This window comes from Ruegeria sp. CDSA021 (assembly GCF_059612325.1).
On record NZ_JBXWQJ010000005.1, the window covers coordinates 188023 to 206797 of the forward strand.

Below are 18775 nucleotides of genomic sequence, written 5' to 3' on the forward strand. Positions count from 1 at the left end.
TGCCGGGTCATCGCTGGTTGCATCTTTGCGCGCAAAACTAGGATACCGTCGAGGGCAGGGCAACGGCTTTTGCCGCATTGGCCTTTTACTCGCGCGGTGATCTGCTAAATGGCAATAGGACTGACGAGGCAAGAGGGCAGCATGGCCGACCGTTTCCGCATCACTTTGGCGCAACTGAACCCGACTGTGGGCGACATCGAAGGCAACGCAGCCAAGGCCGTTTCCGCGTGGGAGAAAGGCAAGGCAGCCGGTGCTGATCTGGTGGCCTTTCCCGAGATGTTCATCACCGGGTACAACACGCAGGATTTGGTCCAGAAGCCGGTGTTTCACCGTGCAGCCATGGCCGCGGTCGAGGCGTTGGCCAAGACGTGTTCAGACGGCCCCGCGATTTCCATAGGCGCGCCCTGGTCCGAAGAGGGCAAACTGTTCAATGCCTACCTGATCCTCAAGAACGGGCGGATCACCAGCAAGGTTTTGAAACATCATCTGCCGAACGAAACCGTGTTTGACGAAGTGCGCCTGTATGATGCCGGTCCTCTGGGCGGGCCCTATTCAGTTGGAAACTTCCGAATTGGCAGCCCAATCTGCGAGGACGGGTGGCACCCGGACGTGGCGGAAACACTTGAAGAAACCGGGGCCGAGTTTTTGCTGATCCCCAACGGATCGCCCTATTTCCGCGACAAATACGACGTGCGCCTCAACCATATGGTGGCACGGGTGGTCGAAACCGGTTTGCCACTGATCTATCTCAACATGGTTGGCGGGCAGGACGATCAGGTCTTTGACGGGGCCAGCTTTGGCCTGAATCCGGGCGGAGAGCTGGCCTTTCGGATGCCTGTATTTGACGAAACTGTCTCTCAGGTTGACCTTGAGCGTGGTGACGATGGTTGGCGGATCGTCACTGCCGAAATTGTTCCTCAGCCAAGTGTGTGGGAACAGGATTATTGCGCGATGGTGCAATCGCTGCGCGACTACATGGGCAAGACGGGTTTCAAAAAGGCGCTTCTGGGCCTGTCTGGGGGCGTCGATTCCGCGTTGGTGGCGGTAATCGCGGTCGATGCCATCGGGGCCGACAACGTGCGTTGCGTGATGTTGCCGTCGGAGTACACCAGCCAGGCCTCGCTTGACGATGCAGAAGCCGTCGCCAAGGCATTGGGCGTGCACTACGATTTTGTGTCGATTTCCGAAGGCCGGGCAGCGGTAACAAATACTTTGGCCCCTTTGTTCGAAGGTTTGGACGACGGGCTGACCGAGGAAAACATTCAGTCCCGCCTGCGCGGGCTGCTGCTGATGGCGATCTCGAACAAGTTCGGTGAAATGCTGTTGACCACCGGCAACAAATCCGAGGTCGCAGTGGGGTATGCCACGATCTATGGGGACATGAACGGCGGCTATAACCCGATCAAAGACCTGTACAAAACGCGCGTGTTTGAAACGTGCCGCTGGCGCAATGCCAATCATCGCGACTGGATGATGGGCCCCGAGGGCGAGGTGATCCGCCCCTCGGTCATCGACAAACCGCCAAGCGCAGAGTTGCGGGAAGATCAGAAAGACAGCGACAGCCTGCCAGATTATCCGGTGTTGGACGGTATCCTTGAGATCCTTGTCGATCAGGATGGATCCATCGCCGATTGCGTTGCGGCCGGGTATGACGAAGCAGAGGCGCAGCGGGTCGAGCACCTGATCTATATCAGTGAATACAAGCGGTTCCAGTCCGCTCCAGGGACGCGCCTTAGCAAGCGGGCGTTCTGGCTGGATCGGCGCTATCCAATTGTGAATCGCTGGCGCGATCGGACCTGAGTTTCGGGTTTGAGTTGAAGCCTGCGGAAACAGTACCTAACCCTCAGGGTGATTGTGCCTATTTCGTGGGAAATGAGGTTTGATTTGAGGCGGTTACAGCTGTCTCAGTCTTGTTTTTGTGACATTTTTCTGCCACATTTTTGCTTGGAAGTTGCCCGATGTGGGGCGGATGCGGCGCATTTCTAAGTGGTACACGTAGTTTCGGTTCTAGGTACGTGCGGCGCATCCCGGGTTGGATGTCTGAGTGAATGGTGTGGTGTTACAATGTACAAGGAATATGATAACTCGCTTCATGGTCCGATGCGATTTCGGACCATGGAATCTCCACCGCAAGATGTGGATGAAGAAAAACTGGATGCGGCAATTGCCGGCCTTCTGGACGAACAGCGGGAATTGGATGAGCAAGCTGCGCTCCATTTCCGAACCGAGTTTCCGAGACTGCTGCCTCAGAAGGAAGTGACGGCACAAACCTCTAGCAAACAAAGCGGGTTGTCCGCGATATTGCGCCAGAAATGGGCTGAGCTGTCGGGCGCGGCATAGCACAGCTTTAGCGACGCAGGTGTTGGTGTCTGGGCCACAGGCGCCAAAATACTGTAGCGATGTCTTAAATTCATATTGCTTAAAGGCCATTAGCGGGTCTCCATGCCGGTCCGAGTGACCTTGTATGATCTGCTGATGACCGCGCCCAAGCCGACCCCTGTAGAATCCGAATTGGCCCTTCCCAAAGCAGTAGATGTTGTTGTCATTGGCGGCGGCATCATTGGGACGTCCACCGCATTGGAACTGGCCGAGCGTGGCGCGTCTGTCCTTTTATGTGAAAAAGGCCAGATCGCGGCCGAACAAAGCTCGCGCAACTGGGGTTGGGTGCGTCTGGGAATGCGCGACCCCAGGGAAATCCCTCTGATGCAAGAGGCTTTGCGCATCTGGCAATCGCTGGACGACCGTCTTGGGCGCAAAACGGGCTACACCCAATCCGGCATCCTGTTTGGGGCGTCTGGCAAACGGGACATCGGCAATCTGAAGCGGTGGATGCAGCATGTGGAGGGCTTGCAGACGGGTGCCCGGATGGTGTCCGGGGGCGAGCTTGCAGATTTGCTGCATGGGCATCAAACGGGTCTGGAAACAGCGCTTTTCATGCCGCAGGACGGTCGGGCCGAGCCGCAATGGGTTGCTCCCGCAATTGCCGAAGCTGCACGAGCCCGGAGCGCCGTGATCATGACGCAGTGCGCCGTCCGCAGTGTGGAAACCAAGGATGGGCGCATATCCGGTGTCTTTACAGAGCGTGGAAAAGTGACCTGTAAGCATGTCGTTCTGGCGGGGGGCGCGTGGTCGCGGTTGTTTGCCGGGAATGCGGGGATCGAGTTGCCGCAACTTAAGATTCTGAACACGGTTCTGCGCACGTCCCCCCTGCAAGAGGAGCCTGGGCCTGCCCTTTGGTCCGACGACTTTGCGATCCGCAAGCGGGCCGATGGCGGTTACTCAATCGCGTCTGGCCACGAAAACACCGTGGACATCGTGCCTGACAGTTTTCGCTTGGCGCGGCAATTCCTGCCTGCCTATGCGCTGGAGTGGAAATCTCTGCGTTTCCGCCTGTCCAAGCGCTGGGCCATCGAAGCGAGGCAAGATCGAAGCTGGTTGCCAACCGATGTGACGCCCTTCGAAAAGTGCCGGATACTGGACCCTGAGCCATCACAAAGGGACTTGCGCCAGGCTTGGGCCAGCGCCTGCAAAGGGATTCCTGCACTGCTAAACGCTGAGGTTATTCAAAGCTGGGCGGGTATGATCGATGTGACCCCTGATGCGATTCCCGTAATTTCGGGCGTGGACGAATTGCCGGGAATGTACATTGCCACAGGGTTTTCCGGCCACGGTTTTGGAATCGGACCCGGCGCAGGGCGTTTGATGGCTGATCTGGTTGCCGAAACAACGCCTTGTGTGGACCCGGTTGCCTTTCGCCTGTCGCGATTCAGCGACGGGTCAAAAGTGCGACCGGATCCGGGGTACTGACAGCTTAATCCATCATCTGGTAGCTGACCGGGACAAAGCGGAAGCCTTCTCCGCGCGCCTCAACATAGCCGGCCCCGGGGAAGGGCATGTGATAGCCGACCATCGGCACCTTGTCGGCAGCCAGCATACCAAGCACATTGCGGCGCGCGGCGGTTGCGGCGGCCTTGTCCATATCGAACCGGACTTCCCATTCCGGATGAGCGAAAGACCAGACATAGTGGTTGGCCAGATCTGCGGTCAGAACCAGACGCTGTCCGTTGCTTTCCAGATGGTAAACAGTGTGACCTGGCGTGTGGCCGAAAGCGGCAACTGCGGTGATGCCCGACGCGACCTCGCCCCCATCCTCGACAAAGGTCATATTCTCGGCCAGCGGCGTGACTTTTTCAGCGACCAGATCACCGACACGATTGCCTGCATCCTGAGCTGCCCAGAAATCATACTCCGAAGCGGCCGTCACATAGCGTGCATTGGCGAAAGTGGGCGCACCATCGGTCGTCATGCCGCCGATATGGTCGGGGTGCATATGTGTGATCACAACCACGTCGATCTGATCCGGGGTCACGCCTGCATCGGCCAACGCGGCCTGAATGCCACCTTGCCCCAGACCGGTGTCAAACAGCACCAGTTCCGAGCCTGTGTTGACCAGTGATGGGGTAAAGAAGAACTGAGCGGCGTCTGCCGGAATGAAGTTTTCCGCCGAAACTTTGGCGAATTCTTCATCCGTCGCTCCGCCGCCGAAAATCTCTTTGGCTCCGTCGCGTGGAAAGCTGCCATCCAGCAGGGTCGTGACTGTGAAGTCGCCAACATGAAGTGACTTGGCGATGGTGGAGTTTGCTTTGGTTTCCGGGCTTGCGGCCAGAACCGGTGCGGCTGCAGTTGCAAACGGCAAGGCAGCAGCAGTTCCCAAGGCGGCGCGGCGTGTGAGTTTAATCGTCATCTTTGTTCTCCCTGTCAGGACATCATTGGTTCAATTAGGGCGTCGTGAGTCTCTTGCCAGCTTATACGCCATCCAGATGGGGTGCGTGGATGAACATTACGTGTTAATTTTTGTTCATGGCGCGATCAGGCAACAAGACCCTTCCAACAGATCAAAGCGTTGCGGATTTCCTCGCGGCGGTCCAACCGACGCGCCGCGCCGAAGAGGCACGTTCGCTGGACAAACTGTTTCGCGCCACCACCGGTTTTGCACCGGTCATGTGGGGCCCGTCGATCATCGGGTATGGCCGCTACCACTATCGCTACAAATCCGGTCGCGAGGGAGACTTTCTGGCAACCGGGTTTTCCCCCCGCAAATCAGCGCTGGTGATCTACATCATGCCGGGTTACGCAGATTTCGGGGAAATCATGACCAGATTGGGAAAGCACAAGCTGGGTAAATCCTGTCTCTATGTGAACAAGCTGGCGGATATCGACACGGGTGTTTTGTCTGAGTTAATCCGCGCCGGGTTGGACGATCTGAACAGGTTGTGGCCAGTTGAACCTGTCTGAATCACCTGATGGACCAAGCGGCGGCTGGACAAAAACGCCCCTATGTGACAAGAGCCGCGCCAACAGGAGACACCCATGACAACCACCCGTTTTGCCCCGTCGCCCACCGGATACATCCACGTGGGCAACCTGCGCACCGCCCTGATGAACTATCTGATCGCCCGCAAGTCGGGCGGTACGTTCATTCTGCGTATTGACGACACCGACCCCGAACGCTCGAAAGAAGAATATGTCGATGCCATCAAGCAGGACCTGGAGTGGCTGGGGCTGCATTGGGATAAGGTCGAGCGTCAGTCGGACCGACTGGACCGCTATGCTGAAGCTGCGGACAAGCTGCGTGAGATGGGCCGGTTTTATGAGGCGTTTGAGACGCCGACCGAGCTGGACCTGAAGCGCAAGAAGCAACTGAACATGGGCAAACCGCCAGTCTATGACCGCGCTGCGCTGAACCTGTCGGAAGCCGAGAAAGAGGCGTTGCGGGCCGAGCGTGGCAATGGCGTCTGGCGCTTCAAGCTGGATCACGAGCGGATCGACTGGACTGATGGAGTTCTGGGCGACATTTCGATCGATGCGGCTTCGGTATCAGATCCGGTTCTGATCCGGGGTGATGGTCAGGTGCTTTATACGCTGGCCTCCGTGGTGGACGACACCGAAATGGGCGTGACCGATGTGGTGCGTGGCTCGGACCATGTGACCAATACTGCGACCCAGATTCAGATCATCGAGGCGTTGGGCGGCACCTGCCCCCGATTTGCGCACCATTCGCTGTTGACCGGTCCGCAGGGCGAGTCGCTTTCGAAACGTTTGGGGACGCTGGCACTGCGCGACCTGCGCGAGCAAGGCGTACAGCCAATGGCGCTGCTGAGCCTGATGGCGCGGCTGGGCTCGTCTGATCCGGTCGAGCTGCGTTCGGACATGGCCGAGCTGATCGACGGGTTCGACATCACGCGCTTTGGTGCTGCACCGACCAAGTTCGACGAGCAGGACCTGTTCCCGCTGACAGCCAAGCATCTGCAATCACTGCCGCTGGCCGATGTGTCCGATGCCGTATCGGGTGCAGGTGTTCCGGCAGAACTGGCCGAGCCGTTCTGGGCCATGGCGCGCGAGAACATTACCACTCTGGCAGATCTTAAGGGCTGGTGGGCGCTGTGCCGCGACGGGGCCGAGCCGCTGATCGCCGATGAAGACCAAGAGTTCATCGCCGAGGCGATGGCTTTGCTGCCCGAAGGCCCGTTCGATGGCGAGAGCTGGGGCACCTGGACCAAGGCCGTTAAGGAGGCGACAGGCCGCAAAGGCAAAGGCCTGTTCATGCCGCTGCGCAAAGCGCTGACCGGTATGGAGCGCGGGCCGGAAATGGCTGCTTTGATGCCGCTGTTGCAGGTGATCCGCGCGCGCGGCTAACCTGGTTGAGAGATGCAGAACGGGGCCGTGCCAGTGGCGCGGCCCCTTTTGTTATGAGGGCAGTTCTATCCGGACAGATAAGCCAGATAGTCGATCATCGACAAAATCCCGCTCAGCAGGTTGGAGTTGTTGGTGACGTGGATAACGCGGTTCGGCGCGATCATTCAGAATTGGGGCGTCCCAACCACTGGTTGTTGCGAAGAACCGGTCCGCGCCGTCCTCTCCAAACGCTCGCAAATAACCCTGCACGACAACGTCGATGTAACTGAGTAGTAGCGGATGGTGGTTGCTGGGCGCGTTGTGCCGGTCATGGGGCACTGCGTAAACCGCGATTTCGACTTCATGCGTCAGCGGATGTGAAATGGCGTCAGTCGCGGGAATCCGGTCATAGGCCCATTCCCGCTGATCCAAAGCGATCCAGTCGTTTTTCGGTACATGGGCGATCATTCCTTCGATCTCGGACCCTGCATCCGGCACTGCGGTCAGAAAGGCCACGGGGCGCAGGTCGGTGTGCCGCCATGCCCGTTTCCAGCCTTTCAGTTTTGCTGGGCGCGGGTCGGGAAAACCATGGGTGGCGAGGTTCACAAGGCTGCCATAGCCAAAGAAATAGGGATCAGGCATGGATAAGGCGTCCTTTTGATCGATTGATGTATGTCAAACCGCTTTTTTCCCGGACATGCAATAAGGTTGCATCTTGCATTCAGGGAGGCCCTCATGCGGATTACCAAACGGACGAATATCGCTGTGCGCCTGTTGATGTATTGCGCAGCGCACCCGGACAGGCTGGTCACCAAGTCGGAAATTGCCGAAGTGTGCAATATTTCGGAAAACCATCTGGCGCAGGTGATCAACCAGCTGAGCCAGTTGGATTATCTGAGCACGCAACGGGGACGCAATGGCGGTATGTCGCTGGCGCGCCCGGCTGATGAAATTCGGATCGGCGCAGTGTTCCGGCACGTTGAGGGGGCCTTGCCCATTGCCGAATGTTTTGCGGATGCGGACAACACCTGTCCCTTGACGGATGCCTGCCGCTTGCGGCTGGCGCTACAGGACGCGGCCGAGGTGTTTTACGCCTCTCTCGATGATGTTTCGCTGGATGCGCTGGTCTGTGACAATGATCCGTTGCTGAAACTTCTGCAACCTGTGGCTTGTGTGCGCTGAGCTCAGTCGCTGGCACGCAGGATATGGGCTGGTCGCGCAGAAAGTGGACGCAACGCAAAGGCGAGACCTGCGCAGAGTGTGACGCCAATCCCGGCCAGAACAATGCCGAGGGCCGAAGACCAGATGACCGCAAAATCCGTCTCGAATATGTAGGTGGCAACAGCCCAGCCGCCCAGAATGCCGACCAGCAATGCGACACAGCCTGCAGCTGCCCCTAGCAAAACAGAGCGCAGGCCAAAGCTACGCAGGATGCGGCCCCGGTTGGCCCCCAGGGTTTTGAGGATTGCCGCCTCGTATCTGCGGGCAGGTTCGCCCGCTGCTGCGGCTCCGATCAAAACCAGAAACCCGGTCAGCAAAGACACACCCGCACCGTAAGATGTGGCGGCGGCGATACCGGCCAACAGGCCCGAAACGCGGTCGATGGCGTCGCGTACCCGAATGGCAGTTATGTTGGGGAACTGGCCAGCGAGGTCCCTGAGGATGGCAGCTTCGGCCTGTTCTTCGGCATAGACAGTGGCGATGAAACTGTGTGGCGCGCCGGACAGGGCGGAGGGGTTCATTGACATGATGAACCCCATGCCTGCAGTAGAGAAATCCACTTCGCGCAGTGAGGTCAGTTCTGCCGTTATGTCGCGACCGAGGATATTGACGGTCAGTTGGTCACCAAGTTGCAGACCCATTTCGGCTGCTTCTTCAGCGGCAAAGCTGACCTGCGGCGCACCCGAATAATCCTTGGCCCACCACTCCCCTTCCGTCACATTTGCGTTTGCAGGGGGCTGGGCAGAGTAGGTAACACCCCGGTCGCCTTCGAGCACCCAATGATCACCAGCCACGTCGCGGGCAGGACGGCCATTGATCTGTGTGATGATCCCACGCAGCATCGGCGCGCTTTCGATGCGGCTGACGGCGGGGTCCGAGTTCAGACGATCTGTAAAGCCAGGCATCTGATCCTTCTGGATGTCGACGAAGAAATACGAGGGCGCAACGTCTGGCAGGTTGCCTGAAATCGCATTGCGCAGCGTGCCGTCGATCTGTCCAACCGCGGCCAGAACGGACAAGCCCAGACCGAGCGACAGAACCACCGAGCCTGCGCCTTCACGCGGGTCTGAAATGGCGGACAAGGCCCATCGCAAGGCGGGACGTCCACGTGCCAATGGAGCACCGGCCCGAGCCAGCTTGCGAATGGCATAGGCAGCGAGGGTCAGCAAAACCAGCGCACCCACAAGCCCCCCGCTTGTCCAAAGGGTCAATCGGGTGGATCCGCTGAACCACGCGGCGATGGTGATAAGCAACGTAAGCCCGATGCCGGTGGCGACGACATAGATCGGGCGAGGAAAAGCACGGGCTGTGCTCAGCGCATCGCGAAACAGGGTTGCGGCCCGTACATCTTCCGTTCTGGCCAACGGCCAAAGTGTGAACAGAAACGCTGTGAGCAACCCATAGATCGCGGCCTCGATCAACGGTTGCAAATAGAGCGAGAATACCGCCGGGACCGGTAACTGGCTTTCCAACAGAGGAGCCAGAAGAAGTGGCGCCAGCCCACCCAGCACCAGACCGATCACAATCCCTATCAAAGAAAGCACGCCGATCTGAATCATGTAGGTTTGAAAAATCGTCGCGCGATCCGCCCCCAAGGTGCGTAGGGTCGCCACGGTTTCCGTTTTTTGGGACAGATATGCGCGCACGGCCGCAGATACACCTATGCCACCCACCGCAAGACCGGAGAGGCCAACAAGGACCAGAAAGGCGCTGAGGCGGCTGACAAACTCGGATATTCCGGGGGCACCGTTGCGCGCATCGCTCCATCGCATTCCCGTGCCGTCAAAGGCGTTGCTGGCATCGGCAGCGACCTCGGCAAGGGCGACTGTGTCATGCAGGTTCAATCTATACTTAGTCGTAAACAGAGTGCCGGGTTCCAGCAGCCCGGAGGTCTGTAGTGCCTCAGTCCGCACCACTGTTCGCGGCCCCAGACCAAACCCGTCCGCCGCACTGTCCGGTTCGTTCAGCAGCGCGGCCGTCAGGATGAATTCCTGTGTACCAAGCTTGAGACGATCACCAACAGACAGCCCAAGCCGGTCGATCAGCACGGGCTCCATAATCGCTCCGGGCAAACCGGATGCCCCGCTCAGGGCGTTTTCCAGCGCTATGTCAGGCTCAAGCTTAACCGAACCAATCAAGGGATACGCAGTGTCGACGGACTTAACCTGGGTCAGTGCACGTTCTGGTTCGGCGGCGCGGGGCACAACAGCCATCGAACGGAAATCGACGATCTCGGACACCTGCTCGGACGCTTGCTGCATCCAGGCGCGTTCGGCCTCATCGGCAAAGCGATAGGTGAACTCAAGCTGGGCATCGCCGCCCAAAAGCGACGCACCTTCTTGCGCCAATCCGGTCTGGATGGCCTGCCGCACCGACCCGACGGCAGCAATGGCTGCGACGCCGAGGGCCAGACAGGCCAGAAAGATTCGAAACCCGCGCAAGCCGCCGCGCAGCTCGCGACGGGCGAGGCGTCCCGCCAGTCGCAGGCTCATTCGGCAGCCTCCTGCTGGGTCTCTTCTGCGATTCGCCCGTCACGCAGCCGAACGACCCGGTCACAGCGCTCTGCCAGGGAATGGCTGTGAGTGACAAGAACAAGAGTTGCCTCATATTTCCGACGCAGTCCAAACAGCAGATCAACAATCGCGGCACCGTTTGCTTCATCCAGATTCCCGGTCGGTTCATCCGCCAAAAGGATTTTGGGACGCGGCGCAGTGGCACGGGCCAGGGCCACCCGTTGCTGTTCACCGCCTGACAGTTGCGCCGGATAGTGATCGCGCCGATGGGAAAGCCCGACAGCGTCCAGTTCAGCCTCGGCACGGTCGAACGCATCCTTGTGACCCGACAGCTCCAGCGGAGTTGCCACGTTCTCCAGCGCTGTCATGGTCGGGATCAGGTGGAAGTTCTGAAACACCACCCCCATGGTGTTGCGGCGAAACCGGGCCAGTGCATCTTCGTCCATGCGGGTCAGATCCTGATCCAGAGCGGTGATTTGGCCACTGGTCGCCTGTTCCAACCCGCCCATCAACATCAGCAGCGAAGATTTGCCCGAACCGGACGGCCCGATCAGGCCTAGTGTCTCACCCTTGGCCACAGTCAACGTAATGTCATGCAGAATATCGACCCGTCCGGCATTGCCATCCAGAGATAAAGCAGCATTTTGGAGGGTGAGAACAGCAGATGTCATGGGTCTACCCGTTTGAGGAGCGGTCTTTTGGGATATGGAGCGATCAGCACATTGCGCAAGACTTTGATGACAGGTCTGTTTGTCTGCTGCGGTTTCACGGCCACAGCCGAGCAAGTGGTGATTGCCGCCTTGGGGGATTCGCTGACACAGGGCTATGGGCTGGTGGAAGAGGATGGGTTCGTCCCACAGCTTGACCGTTGGATTCAGGCGCGGGGTGCAGATGTACGGGTGATAAATGCCGGAGTTTCGGGTGACACAACGGCAGGCGGGGCTGCGCGGGTGGAATGGACCCTGACGCCGGATGTGGATGGAATGATTGTTGCCTTGGGTGGAAATGACCTGTTGCGCGGGATCGATCCTGCAGTCTCACGCACCAACCTGCGCGAAATTCTGGAGGTTGCGCGGGATAGCGATGTCGCCGTTCTGCTGATCGGAATGCAAGCGCCGGGCAATTATGGTGCCGAATACAAGCAGGCGTTTGACGCTATGTATCCTGAACTGGCGCAGGACTATGGGGTCTTGTTTGCCAGTAGTTTCTTTGAAGGGCTGGCAGCAGACGGTGATCCCGGTGCAGTGTCGCAATTCATGCAGGCTGACGGCATTCACCCCAACGCCGCCGGGGTCGTTAGGATCGTCGACGCGCTGGGTCCATCCGTTCTAGAGCTTGTTGAGCAGGCAACGGCCCCCTGATTTCGATCAGACGACCGTGACAACGGTTCCGATTGGGACCCGGTTGTACAAATCAACGACATGTTCATTCAGCATTCGAATGCACCCGTTTGATACTGCCCGACCAATTGTTTGCGGCTGAGTCGTGCCGTGGATGCGGAAATAGGTATCGACCCCGTTCTGAAACAGATACAGCGCCCGTGCGCCCAAGGGGTTATCTCCGCCACCGGGTTGGACATAGTCATTGTCCTTGAATTTAGCGTAGGCCACCGGGTCGCGCTCGATCATTTCATTGGTCGGACGCCAGGTGGGCCATTCCTTTTTCACGTCGATGGTGGCTGTGCCGGTGAACTCCAGCCCCGCTTTGCCAACACCACAACCATAGCGGATCGCTTTGCGCGGTTCAGTGACGTAATAAAGATAGAACGAGCGAGGGGCCACCAGAAGCTGCCCGGGCAAGAATTGCTTTTTGATGCGTACGAATTGCGGTGTCGGATCATACTCGACCGCTTTCTTGGCGCTGGCGATACCCGGCAACAAACTGACTGCAGTACCTGCCAGAAAAACACGGCGTGTGAACATCGAAACCCTCATCGAATGACCAATGAAACCTAAGAACCAGTTTCATCATGATATGATATTTGGTCAATTCTAGGGCAAGCATCACACAGTCGTGATGTGTCCCGCCTGCCACCAGAGGTGGCGGTGGAAAAGGGCGAGGGGGACCCCTCACCCAATCTCAAGCTTATGCAAGCTGGATATTGTCGGCGCTTTCGCGACCGTCACGACCAGCGCGCAGCTCGTATGTGACTTTCTGGTTGTCGGCCAGACCGGTCAGGCCCGAACGCTCGACGGACGAGATGTGAACGAAGATGTCTTTGCCGCCATCTTCGGGTGCGATAAAGCCGTAGCCTTTGGTTGTGTTGAACCATTTTACGGTGCCTGCGGGCATATCCGTTGTCTCCTGTTTAGTGCTGCCCACGGTGTTGCGGCAGCCCGGCGTCGTTGTCTGTATCGATAGACTGAGCGCCGGAATCGGAGACAGTGGGTCGAATAGAAAAACGTTAGCCCTTTTCATATGGCATTGAGGTGGCCATGTGGCAAGGGACGATCGCCTGGATAAAACAATGGCACCAGAGCATATTGAGGCGATTCAAGGGAAATTTTATCAATGGGCCGGACCAGCCATACCTGGCTCACTCGACCAGCGGTCGCCCGCGTTTTCGAACAAACGCATAATGTGACTATTCAGAATCACACCTCTGCATTTTGGCGGTTTGAGGCTCGGGACCAGAGGTATCATGTTCGGGCAAGTCTTCGTAGATCTCACAAGTTCTCATTTTTATTCAATTATTGTGATGTTTGAAAAAAGACTCCGGAATGCTATAATTGTCTGCATAAACGTGGGGGCGGGTATGAGAATTGTATGCACATTAGCGGTTCTGTTCTGGGCCGGAGCTTCAGATGCTTTGACCATCTCGGATGGGTCGGAAAGTGCGACTGCGGGTGGTGATCAAATTATACCCGAGCTTCAACCAGTCTTTGACAGTGAAAGACATCGTGAAGAGATGGAATGGGAAAACCTGCGTTTGACCCAAGTCCCCGAAACCTCTGACTATGACCGGCATCTTGAAGAGCTGGAATTGTTGCAGGAACAGACCAATCAGGAGCAGGGTGTAACGGAAGGCAATGTGACAGAGGCAAACCTCTCGGCCGTCCCTATTCCAGCCAGTTGGTTGCTGCTGGTTGGCGCGTTGGCGGGGCTGTTTGGTCTCGGGAAGCTTCACGGAAACCGGTCAGCTTAAGGGCCGTAACTGCAATCATCAATAAGAGTTTTGACTAGGACGCCGGAGTTTGGTTGCTTTGAGCAGCCTTGAGGCGATCGAGCGCGGCTAGTGGCATTCAGCCCCGTAACCGCATTCGTCCATCCATCGTGATATCCGCACGGGTCGGGTTGATCCGGAATGGAGTGGTGGCGTCAACAAGGGCATGCTTGCAGGGCCGTAGGATGGGGTTTTACCCCATCGTTTGAGATAGTTGGATTTGGAGGAGTGAGGAGCAATGGGTGCGAGCACCCATCCTACTTTTGCTAGTCACTTCATACTGTCACGCAGAATGGCCAATCTCGAAAATGGTCCGCTGGCTGGTGGCTTTACCTCTCAACGAAGTCTTTTCTCCAATGGATTATGCTTTGTTAAATCGTTCAGACGGTCCGAAAAGATCTTTCGAAGGTAAGCGTATTCTTGGTACTCTTCTGAGCAAACCTCATATGCGGCCAAACCTTCTGTCAACGATTTGGCAGCTAAACACGCACGGATCTAGCTGTTAACTCATCTGAGGTCACATGATCAATCGGTCGCGGTCAGCGTGCCGCTTAATGCACGTTGCAGCAAGCTTCCGGCAGGTAGTTGGTCATAGGCTCCCGTGCTCGAATTCCGATAAAGTTCACCTGCCCTTCTTACCATCGAACCGAAGAAATGTATTGTCTCGCTCTGATCCGGGTATTCAAGGGGAAACTGTTGCGGGTCATGAATGTTTTTGCGGAGTTTGGGCGCTCCGAATGGGTAGTGCACGTGCGGTGGCGTTAGTTCGATGTTGCCGTGTTCGCGGGCCAGCAGTGTCAAAAGGATCGGACCAAAAAAGTTTCGGGGCAGGTTGTCGGAATAGAAATCCACATCGCCCAGTCTTTCAAACATGTCCTTTGCGGATTTGTTTTCGACCCCGGTTTCCACATTGGTATCCCATGTGTCACGAAACTGGATTTTGTCGCCCTGTGTCAGGAACAGATAGTCCGAGAATAAATCCGAATCCGGATCCAGATACATTACACCGTTCCACAGATAGCGGGTGCCATCCCGGAATGCGCGACCAATCGTGATCAGATTGGTGTCGAAAGTCACCGGCTTGAGTAGATAGACATCGCAATCAACCCAAATAAGGTTCTCGGCCTGCATCATCTTCAGGCGGAAAAGGTCCGAAAAGCGGGCCGAGTGCTGTTGAAGAATGCGTTCCGACGCTTCCGTCAGTTCGAGCACGGTTGACGCGTCGCGCAGAATGACGCCTTCGGGAACACCGCTCATGTTTGGTTCGTAGCTGAATAACGTGATTGGTTGGCCAGCGCGAACAAAAGAAAACAGACAGGCCTGTTCCAGTGGACCAAGTGCCGACCCGGACCAAAATGTACCAAAACCATTCTGCATAGTATGTCCTTGTTCAGAAATACTCCGTCGTTGCAGCGAAGGCGAGAGCAGCCCTTCGAACCGCTGGGTGAGGGCGGAGTGCACCCTCACCGTTCAAGGTTGCAGTGGTTCTGCCCGTTCTCACCGCGCAAACTTCTTATGCTTCAACCGCTTGGGCTCCAACGCGTCCGGTCCAAGACGGCGTTTCTTGTCCTCTTCGTAATCCTCGAAGTTGCCCTCGAACCATTCCACATGGGCATCACCCTCAAACGCCAGAATATGCGTGCAGATACGGTCGAGGAAAAAGCGGTCGTGCGAGATGACCACGGCGCAGCCGGCGAAATCGACCAGGGCGTCTTCCAGCGCGCGCAGGGTTTCGACGTCCAGATCGTTGGTCGGTTCATCGAGCAGCAGGACGTTGCCGCCCTCTTTCAGAAGACGGGCCATGTGGACGCGATTGCGCTCACCACCTGACAGAAGCGAGACCTTTTTCTGCTGGTCGCCGCCCTTGAAGTTGAAGGACGAGCAATAGGCGCGGGAATTGACCTGCGCATCGCCCAATTGGATGATCTCGGCACCGCCGGTGATCGCCTCCCACACAGTGTCGTTGTCTTTCAAGTCGTCGCGGGACTGGTCGACATAGGACAATTCGACCGTGTCGCCCAGCGAGATGGTGCCGCTGTCGGGCTGTTCCTGACCGGTGAGCATCTTGAAGAGCGTTGATTTACCGGCGCCGTTGGGGCCGATGACGCCGACGATGCCGCCGGGGGGCAGGGCGAAGTCCAGCCCTTCGATCAGTTGCTTGTCGCCCATATGTTTCGACAGGCCTTCGACCTCGATCACTTTGCCGCCAAGGCGCTGGCCATTGGGGATAACGATCTGGGCGCGGGTCAGCTTTTCACGCTCGGACTGGTCTGCCAGCTCGTTATAGGCGTTGATCCGGGCCTTGGATTTGGCCTGACGGGCCTTCTGGCCCTGACGCATCCAGTCCAGTTCACGCTGCAGGGTTTTCTGCTTGGACTTGTCCTCGCGGGCTTCCTGCTCCAGCCGTTTGGCCTTTTGTTCCAGCCACGCGGAATAGTTGCCCTCGTAAGGCAGGCCGCGGCCCCGGTCCAGTTCGAGGATCCAGCCGGTAATGCTGTCGAGGAAATAGCGGTCGTGGGTGACGATCAGGATGGTGCCTTTGTAATCGATCAGATGCTGTTGCAGCCAGGCGATGGTTTCGGCGTCCAGGTGGTTGGTCGGTTCGTCGAGCAGCAGCATGTCGGGCGCTTCGAGCAGCAGCTTGCAGAGCGCCACGCGGCGTTTCTCACCGCCCGAAAGGTTGGCGATGTTGGCATCGTCTGGCGGGCAGCGCAGCGCTTCCATCGAGACGTCGATCTGGCTGTCGAGATCCCAGAGGTTCTGGCTGTCGATCTCGTCCTGCAGCTTGGCCATCTCGTCGGCGGTTTCGTCCGAGTAGTTCATCGCCAGCTCGTTATAGCGGTCGAGAATCGCCTTCTTCCCGGCCACGCCCAGCATGACGTTTTCACGCACGCTGAGGGTTTCGTCCAGCTTCGGCTCCTGCGGGAGGTAGCCGACCTTGGCGCCCTCGGCCGCCCAGGCTTCGCCGGTGAAATCCTTGTCCAGACCGGCCATGATCTTCATCAGCGTCGATTTACCCGCACCGTTGACGCCGACGACACCGATTTTCACGCCGGGCAGAAAGCTCAGGTGGATGTTTTCAAAGCACTTCTTGCCACCAGGATAGGTCTTGGAGACACCCTGCATGTGGTAGACATATTGATAGGCGGCCATGTCGCGTCCTTTGGGTCGGGGAAATTGGGTTGGGCGGTGTGATAGCGGATGCGTTGGGTGGGGGCAATGAGGCACTATCTGTTTGAGCAACTGAGAGAGGACATTTTTATGCAGGGCGAACAACGCAGGTCGGTGGAATTTAGCGTACTGGAGTTTAGCGAAGCCGATCTCTCCGAAATGGAGGAATGGGAAGCTGCCGCACTAGCTTTAACTTCATATATTGCAAGTGAAGTTCGTACTATGATGCGTCTCTATCTCGCTTCGGCTCATGATTTCGACGACGAGTTCTTGGTAAACCTAGCTTCGATCTCTCAGCGCGCTGTGGTCTTACGCATTTGGTCCGCCAAGCTTTACGAGTTCATAGATTTCGTCGAGAAAAACAACCGGCAAGAGTCCAAGCTGCCGAAGCCGTTATTAGACTTGATAGAAAAGACTGCGCAAAGACTGAAAGAAGTCAAAAGTGGCCAAGGTTGGGCTATTGCGAGAGCAATCAGAAACGAAACTGCATTTCACTACAATTTGAAAGCTGTGAAGAAGAACTTGAGGCACTTAACTTCTGGTGTGGACTTGAATTTTTTTATTAATTCCCAAGCTGCCAACAGCATGTTCCCAATAGGAGAAGAAGTTGTTTTCAATGGGCGATTACATCGAAGTGGTCACCCAGGAGCAACTGTTGAGCAGAGAGGAGCTATTCTAAAAGAATGGCATACTTGGAATGTTTCAGTGACACGCGAAGTTTTTAGGCTGCACCAAAAGATGGTCAAAGCCTACGTTCATCCTAAGCAGCAGTTTGCCATACCGCGAAAGCGTAGTGTCTCGATGGCGAATTGCAAAGTGAAAGACTTTGATTCTTTCAGGCTCCCTCTATTTGACGTCCCGGGTGAACGCAGTGAGTGATCTAAAATCCTTGATTGCCGGCTGGGCGCAGCCCGGACGGATTGAATGGATTGGTCTGCGGCCAGAACGGCGGGCGGAGATGGTTACAGTTGATGCTGGGATGATCTCCAACGACGGCCTCGAAGGCGACCGTAGCCGTGCGGGCAAGCGGGCGGTGACGCTGATTCAGCAAGAGCATCCGGCTTCGATTGGGTCTTATCTCGGGCAGGGGCCGGTTGCACCTGACATTCTGCGGCGCAATCTGGTGGTGTCGGGGATCAACCAGGCGGCGCTCAAAGGGCGCGAGGTTCAGGTGGGCGAAGCCGTTCTGCTCTTTACCGTGATCTGCGCGCCGTGCAGCCGGATGGAGGAGGCGCTGGGCAAGGGCGGCTATTCCGCCGTGCGCGGGCTTGGCGGATGGTGCGCTGAGGTCCTCCGCCCCGGACAGGTCAGACTGGGTGATGCGTTGCAACCTGTTGATTGACAACGCCGCCGAGTTCTGAACATCAGCAAAGGATGTTGCGAAACGCCATTCCATATGCGCGGCCCGGACAGGTCGTTGGTCTGTTCGGCGGGTCCTTTGATCCGCCGCATCAGGGGCATGTGCATGTCACGCGCGAGGCGATAAAGGCGTTTGGGCTGGATCGGGTGTGGTGGCTGGTGTCTCCGGGCAATCCGTTGAAAGAACATGGGCCAGCCCCAATGGCGCGGCGGCTGCAAGCCGCGAAAGCCGTGATGCAACACCCGAAAGTCGACGTGACGGATATCGAGGCGCTGACCGGCACGCGGGCGACGGCGGATACTCTGGCAGCCCTGCGACTGCTGTACCCGCAGGTTCGGTTTGTCTGGCTGATGGGGGCGGATAATCTGGCGCAGTTTCATCGTTGGAAAGACTGGCGGCTGATTATGGACAGTGTTCCTGTTGGCGTCGTCGCACGGCCGGGGGATCGGATTTCGGCGCGGATGTCGCCTGCGGCTCGGGTCTATGCAAAGTACCGCATCGACGGGCAGGCGCGGCATCTTTTGGGTCAGGCGCAGGCTCCGGCATGGTGTTTCGTGAACGTTCCGATGGTTGATGTCAGCTCGACAGAGATCCGGACGCGCGGGGAATGGGGCGCGAAAGTGTTGCCGGAATAGCCCCCATGGGCGCATAATCTCGGCAAGTGGTTGTGTG

Annotated in this window: 19 protein-coding genes; 11 read left to right on the forward strand and 8 right to left on the reverse strand. The window is 57.5% G+C overall.

Annotation, left to right across the window (positions count from 1 at the left end):
- Positions 1 to 141 precede the first annotated feature (141 nt).
- The 3 genes from AC2FLD_RS08750 to AC2FLD_RS08760 all read left to right on the forward strand — a co-directional run bounded on the left by AC2FLD_RS08750 (position 142) and on the right by AC2FLD_RS08760 (position 3807).
- Entirely contained in the window at positions 142 to 1800 is a 1659-nt protein-coding gene (locus AC2FLD_RS08750; protein ID WP_496668653.1) for an NAD+ synthase, read from the forward strand.
- Positions 1801 to 2064: 264 nt separating this feature from the next.
- Positions 2065 to 2340: a hypothetical protein gene (locus tag AC2FLD_RS08755; protein ID WP_496668655.1), complete on the forward strand. Its 276-nt coding sequence runs from the start codon at positions 2065 to 2067 to the stop codon at positions 2338 to 2340.
- Between the two features lie 135 nt (positions 2341 to 2475).
- Entirely contained in the window at positions 2476 to 3807 is a 1332-nt protein-coding gene (locus tag AC2FLD_RS08760) for an NAD(P)/FAD-dependent oxidoreductase (protein ID WP_496668877.1), read from the forward strand.
- A gap of 4 nt (positions 3808 to 3811) precedes the next feature.
- Here AC2FLD_RS08760 and AC2FLD_RS08765 read toward each other — a convergent pair whose 3' ends face one another.
- Positions 3812 to 4744, reverse strand: a complete 933-nt coding sequence (locus tag AC2FLD_RS08765; RefSeq protein WP_496668657.1) for an MBL fold metallo-hydrolase — start codon at positions 4742 to 4744, stop codon at positions 3812 to 3814.
- A gap of 116 nt (positions 4745 to 4860) precedes the next feature.
- On the opposite strand from AC2FLD_RS08765, the gene AC2FLD_RS08770 reads away from it, so the two are divergent.
- Positions 4861 to 5295 carry a DUF1801 domain-containing protein gene (locus tag AC2FLD_RS08770; protein ID WP_496668659.1) on the forward strand — a complete coding sequence of 145 codons (435 nt, stop codon included), beginning with the start codon at positions 4861 to 4863 and terminating at the stop codon, positions 5293 to 5295.
- 75 nt (positions 5296 to 5370) lie between these two features.
- Positions 5371 to 6696 carry a glutamate--tRNA ligase gene (gene gltX / locus AC2FLD_RS08775; RefSeq protein WP_496668661.1) on the forward strand — a complete coding sequence of 442 codons (1326 nt, stop codon included), beginning with the start codon at positions 5371 to 5373 and terminating at the stop codon, positions 6694 to 6696.
- Between the two features lie 51 nt (positions 6697 to 6747).
- Here the strand turns inward: gltX and AC2FLD_RS08780 are convergent, their stop codons facing one another.
- Positions 6748 to 7317 carry a gamma-glutamylcyclotransferase family protein gene (locus AC2FLD_RS08780; protein ID WP_496668663.1) on the reverse strand — a complete coding sequence of 190 codons (570 nt, stop codon included), beginning with the start codon at positions 7315 to 7317 and terminating at the stop codon, positions 6748 to 6750.
- A gap of 93 nt (positions 7318 to 7410) precedes the next feature.
- Between AC2FLD_RS08780 and AC2FLD_RS08785 the strand changes: the two genes are divergently transcribed.
- Entirely contained in the window at positions 7411 to 7857 is a 447-nt protein-coding gene (locus AC2FLD_RS08785) for an RrF2 family transcriptional regulator (RefSeq protein ID WP_050604128.1), read from the forward strand.
- Positions 7858 to 7859: 2 nt separating this feature from the next.
- On the opposite strand, the gene AC2FLD_RS08790 is transcribed toward AC2FLD_RS08785, so the two are convergent.
- Both AC2FLD_RS08790 and AC2FLD_RS08795 read right to left on the reverse strand, forming a co-directional pair.
- The gene (locus AC2FLD_RS08790; RefSeq protein WP_496668665.1) at positions 7860 to 10388 is read right to left on the reverse strand and encodes an ABC transporter permease; all 2529 of its coding nucleotides are present in this window, start codon (positions 10386 to 10388) and stop codon (positions 7860 to 7862) included.
- Positions 10385 to 11080 carry an ABC transporter ATP-binding protein gene (locus AC2FLD_RS08795; RefSeq protein ID WP_496668667.1) on the reverse strand — a complete coding sequence of 232 codons (696 nt, stop codon included), beginning with the start codon at positions 11078 to 11080 and terminating at the stop codon, positions 10385 to 10387. The genes AC2FLD_RS08790 and AC2FLD_RS08795 overlap by 4 nt, the downstream gene beginning before the upstream one ends.
- A gap of 66 nt (positions 11081 to 11146) precedes the next feature.
- Here AC2FLD_RS08795 and AC2FLD_RS08800 point away from each other — a divergent pair, with 66 nt between their 5' ends.
- Entirely contained in the window at positions 11147 to 11770 is a 624-nt protein-coding gene (locus tag AC2FLD_RS08800) for an arylesterase (RefSeq protein ID WP_496668669.1), read from the forward strand.
- A 6-nt stretch (positions 11771 to 11776) separates the two neighbouring features.
- Here AC2FLD_RS08800 and AC2FLD_RS08805 read toward each other — a convergent pair whose 3' ends face one another.
- Both AC2FLD_RS08805 and AC2FLD_RS08810 read right to left on the reverse strand, forming a co-directional pair.
- Positions 11777 to 12331 carry a L,D-transpeptidase gene (locus AC2FLD_RS08805; protein WP_496668671.1) on the reverse strand — a complete coding sequence of 185 codons (555 nt, stop codon included), beginning with the start codon at positions 12329 to 12331 and terminating at the stop codon, positions 11777 to 11779.
- A gap of 163 nt (positions 12332 to 12494) precedes the next feature.
- Complete coding sequence (locus AC2FLD_RS08810) at positions 12495 to 12701, reverse strand: cold-shock protein (protein ID WP_050604132.1); 207 nt, start codon at positions 12699 to 12701, stop codon at positions 12495 to 12497.
- 463 nt (positions 12702 to 13164) lie between these two features.
- On the opposite strand from AC2FLD_RS08810, the gene AC2FLD_RS08815 reads away from it, so the two are divergent.
- Positions 13165 to 13554 (forward strand): hypothetical protein, encoded by a 390-nt coding sequence (locus AC2FLD_RS08815; RefSeq protein ID WP_496668673.1) that lies wholly within the window; start codon positions 13165 to 13167, stop codon positions 13552 to 13554.
- A gap of 543 nt (positions 13555 to 14097) precedes the next feature.
- Here the strand turns inward: AC2FLD_RS08815 and AC2FLD_RS08820 are convergent.
- Positions 14098 to 14949: a hypothetical protein gene (locus AC2FLD_RS08820; RefSeq protein WP_496668675.1), complete on the reverse strand. Its 852-nt coding sequence runs from the start codon at positions 14947 to 14949 to the stop codon at positions 14098 to 14100.
- 120 nt (positions 14950 to 15069) lie between these two features.
- On the reverse strand, positions 15070 to 16725 hold the full coding sequence (ettA, locus tag AC2FLD_RS08825; RefSeq protein WP_050604135.1) for an energy-dependent translational throttle protein EttA: 1656 nt from the start codon (positions 16723 to 16725) through the stop codon (positions 15070 to 15072).
- A 66-nt stretch (positions 16726 to 16791) separates the two neighbouring features.
- Between ettA and AC2FLD_RS08830 the strand changes: the two genes are divergently transcribed.
- From AC2FLD_RS08830 to AC2FLD_RS08840, 3 genes are read left to right on the forward strand one after another with little or no spacing between them, the layout of a single operon-like run.
- Positions 16792 to 17622 carry a hypothetical protein gene (locus AC2FLD_RS08830; RefSeq protein ID WP_496668676.1) on the forward strand — a complete coding sequence of 277 codons (831 nt, stop codon included), beginning with the start codon at positions 16792 to 16794 and terminating at the stop codon, positions 17620 to 17622.
- Positions 17615 to 18085: an MOSC domain-containing protein gene (locus tag AC2FLD_RS08835; protein ID WP_496668678.1), complete on the forward strand. Its 471-nt coding sequence runs from the start codon at positions 17615 to 17617 to the stop codon at positions 18083 to 18085. The genes AC2FLD_RS08830 and AC2FLD_RS08835 overlap by 8 nt, the downstream gene beginning before the upstream one ends.
- A 32-nt stretch (positions 18086 to 18117) precedes the next feature.
- Positions 18118 to 18738: a nicotinate-nucleotide adenylyltransferase gene (locus AC2FLD_RS08840; RefSeq protein ID WP_496668680.1), complete on the forward strand. Its 621-nt coding sequence runs from the start codon at positions 18118 to 18120 to the stop codon at positions 18736 to 18738.
- The last annotated feature ends 37 nt before the right edge of the window (positions 18739 to 18775 follow it).

What these genes read in the sequence shown, in the direction of transcription:
- AC2FLD_RS08760 (WP_496668877.1), top strand. Translation starts at nt 2,476, where the DNA reads ATGACCGCGCCCAAGCCGACCCCTGTAGAATCCGAATTGGCCCTTCCC.
- AC2FLD_RS08805 (WP_496668671.1), bottom strand. Translation starts at nt 12,331, where the DNA reads ATGTTCACACGCCGTGTTTTTCTGGCAGGTACTGCAGTCAGTTTGTTG.
- AC2FLD_RS08785 (WP_050604128.1), top strand. Translation starts at nt 7,411, where the DNA reads ATGCGGATTACCAAACGGACGAATATCGCTGTGCGCCTGTTGATGTAT.
- AC2FLD_RS08815 (WP_496668673.1), top strand. Translation starts at nt 13,165, where the DNA reads ATGAGAATTGTATGCACATTAGCGGTTCTGTTCTGGGCCGGAGCTTCA.
- AC2FLD_RS08795 (WP_496668667.1), bottom strand. Translation starts at nt 11,080, where the DNA reads ATGACATCTGCTGTTCTCACCCTCCAAAATGCTGCTTTATCTCTGGAT.
- ettA (WP_050604135.1), bottom strand. Translation starts at nt 16,725, where the DNA reads ATGGCCGCCTATCAATATGTCTACCACATGCAGGGTGTCTCCAAGACC.
- AC2FLD_RS08790 (WP_496668665.1), bottom strand. Translation starts at nt 10,388, where the DNA reads ATGAGCCTGCGACTGGCGGGACGCCTCGCCCGTCGCGAGCTGCGCGGC.
- AC2FLD_RS08830 (WP_496668676.1), top strand. Translation starts at nt 16,792, where the DNA reads ATGAGGCACTATCTGTTTGAGCAACTGAGAGAGGACATTTTTATGCAG.
- AC2FLD_RS08810 (WP_050604132.1), bottom strand. Translation starts at nt 12,701, where the DNA reads ATGCCCGCAGGCACCGTAAAATGGTTCAACACAACCAAAGGCTACGGC.
- AC2FLD_RS08755 (WP_496668655.1), top strand. Translation starts at nt 2,065, where the DNA reads ATGTACAAGGAATATGATAACTCGCTTCATGGTCCGATGCGATTTCGG.
- AC2FLD_RS08840 (WP_496668680.1), top strand. Translation starts at nt 18,118, where the DNA reads ATGTTGCGAAACGCCATTCCATATGCGCGGCCCGGACAGGTCGTTGGT.
- AC2FLD_RS08750 (WP_496668653.1), top strand. Translation starts at nt 142, where the DNA reads ATGGCCGACCGTTTCCGCATCACTTTGGCGCAACTGAACCCGACTGTG.
- AC2FLD_RS08820 (WP_496668675.1), bottom strand. Translation starts at nt 14,949, where the DNA reads ATGCAGAATGGTTTTGGTACATTTTGGTCCGGGTCGGCACTTGGTCCA.
- gltX (WP_496668661.1), top strand. Translation starts at nt 5,371, where the DNA reads ATGACAACCACCCGTTTTGCCCCGTCGCCCACCGGATACATCCACGTG.
- AC2FLD_RS08780 (WP_496668663.1), bottom strand. Translation starts at nt 7,317, where the DNA reads ATGCCTGATCCCTATTTCTTTGGCTATGGCAGCCTTGTGAACCTCGCC.
- AC2FLD_RS08770 (WP_496668659.1), top strand. Translation starts at nt 4,861, where the DNA reads ATGGCGCGATCAGGCAACAAGACCCTTCCAACAGATCAAAGCGTTGCG.
- AC2FLD_RS08765 (WP_496668657.1), bottom strand. Translation starts at nt 4,744, where the DNA reads ATGACGATTAAACTCACACGCCGCGCCGCCTTGGGAACTGCTGCTGCC.
- AC2FLD_RS08800 (WP_496668669.1), top strand. Translation starts at nt 11,147, where the DNA reads ATGACAGGTCTGTTTGTCTGCTGCGGTTTCACGGCCACAGCCGAGCAA.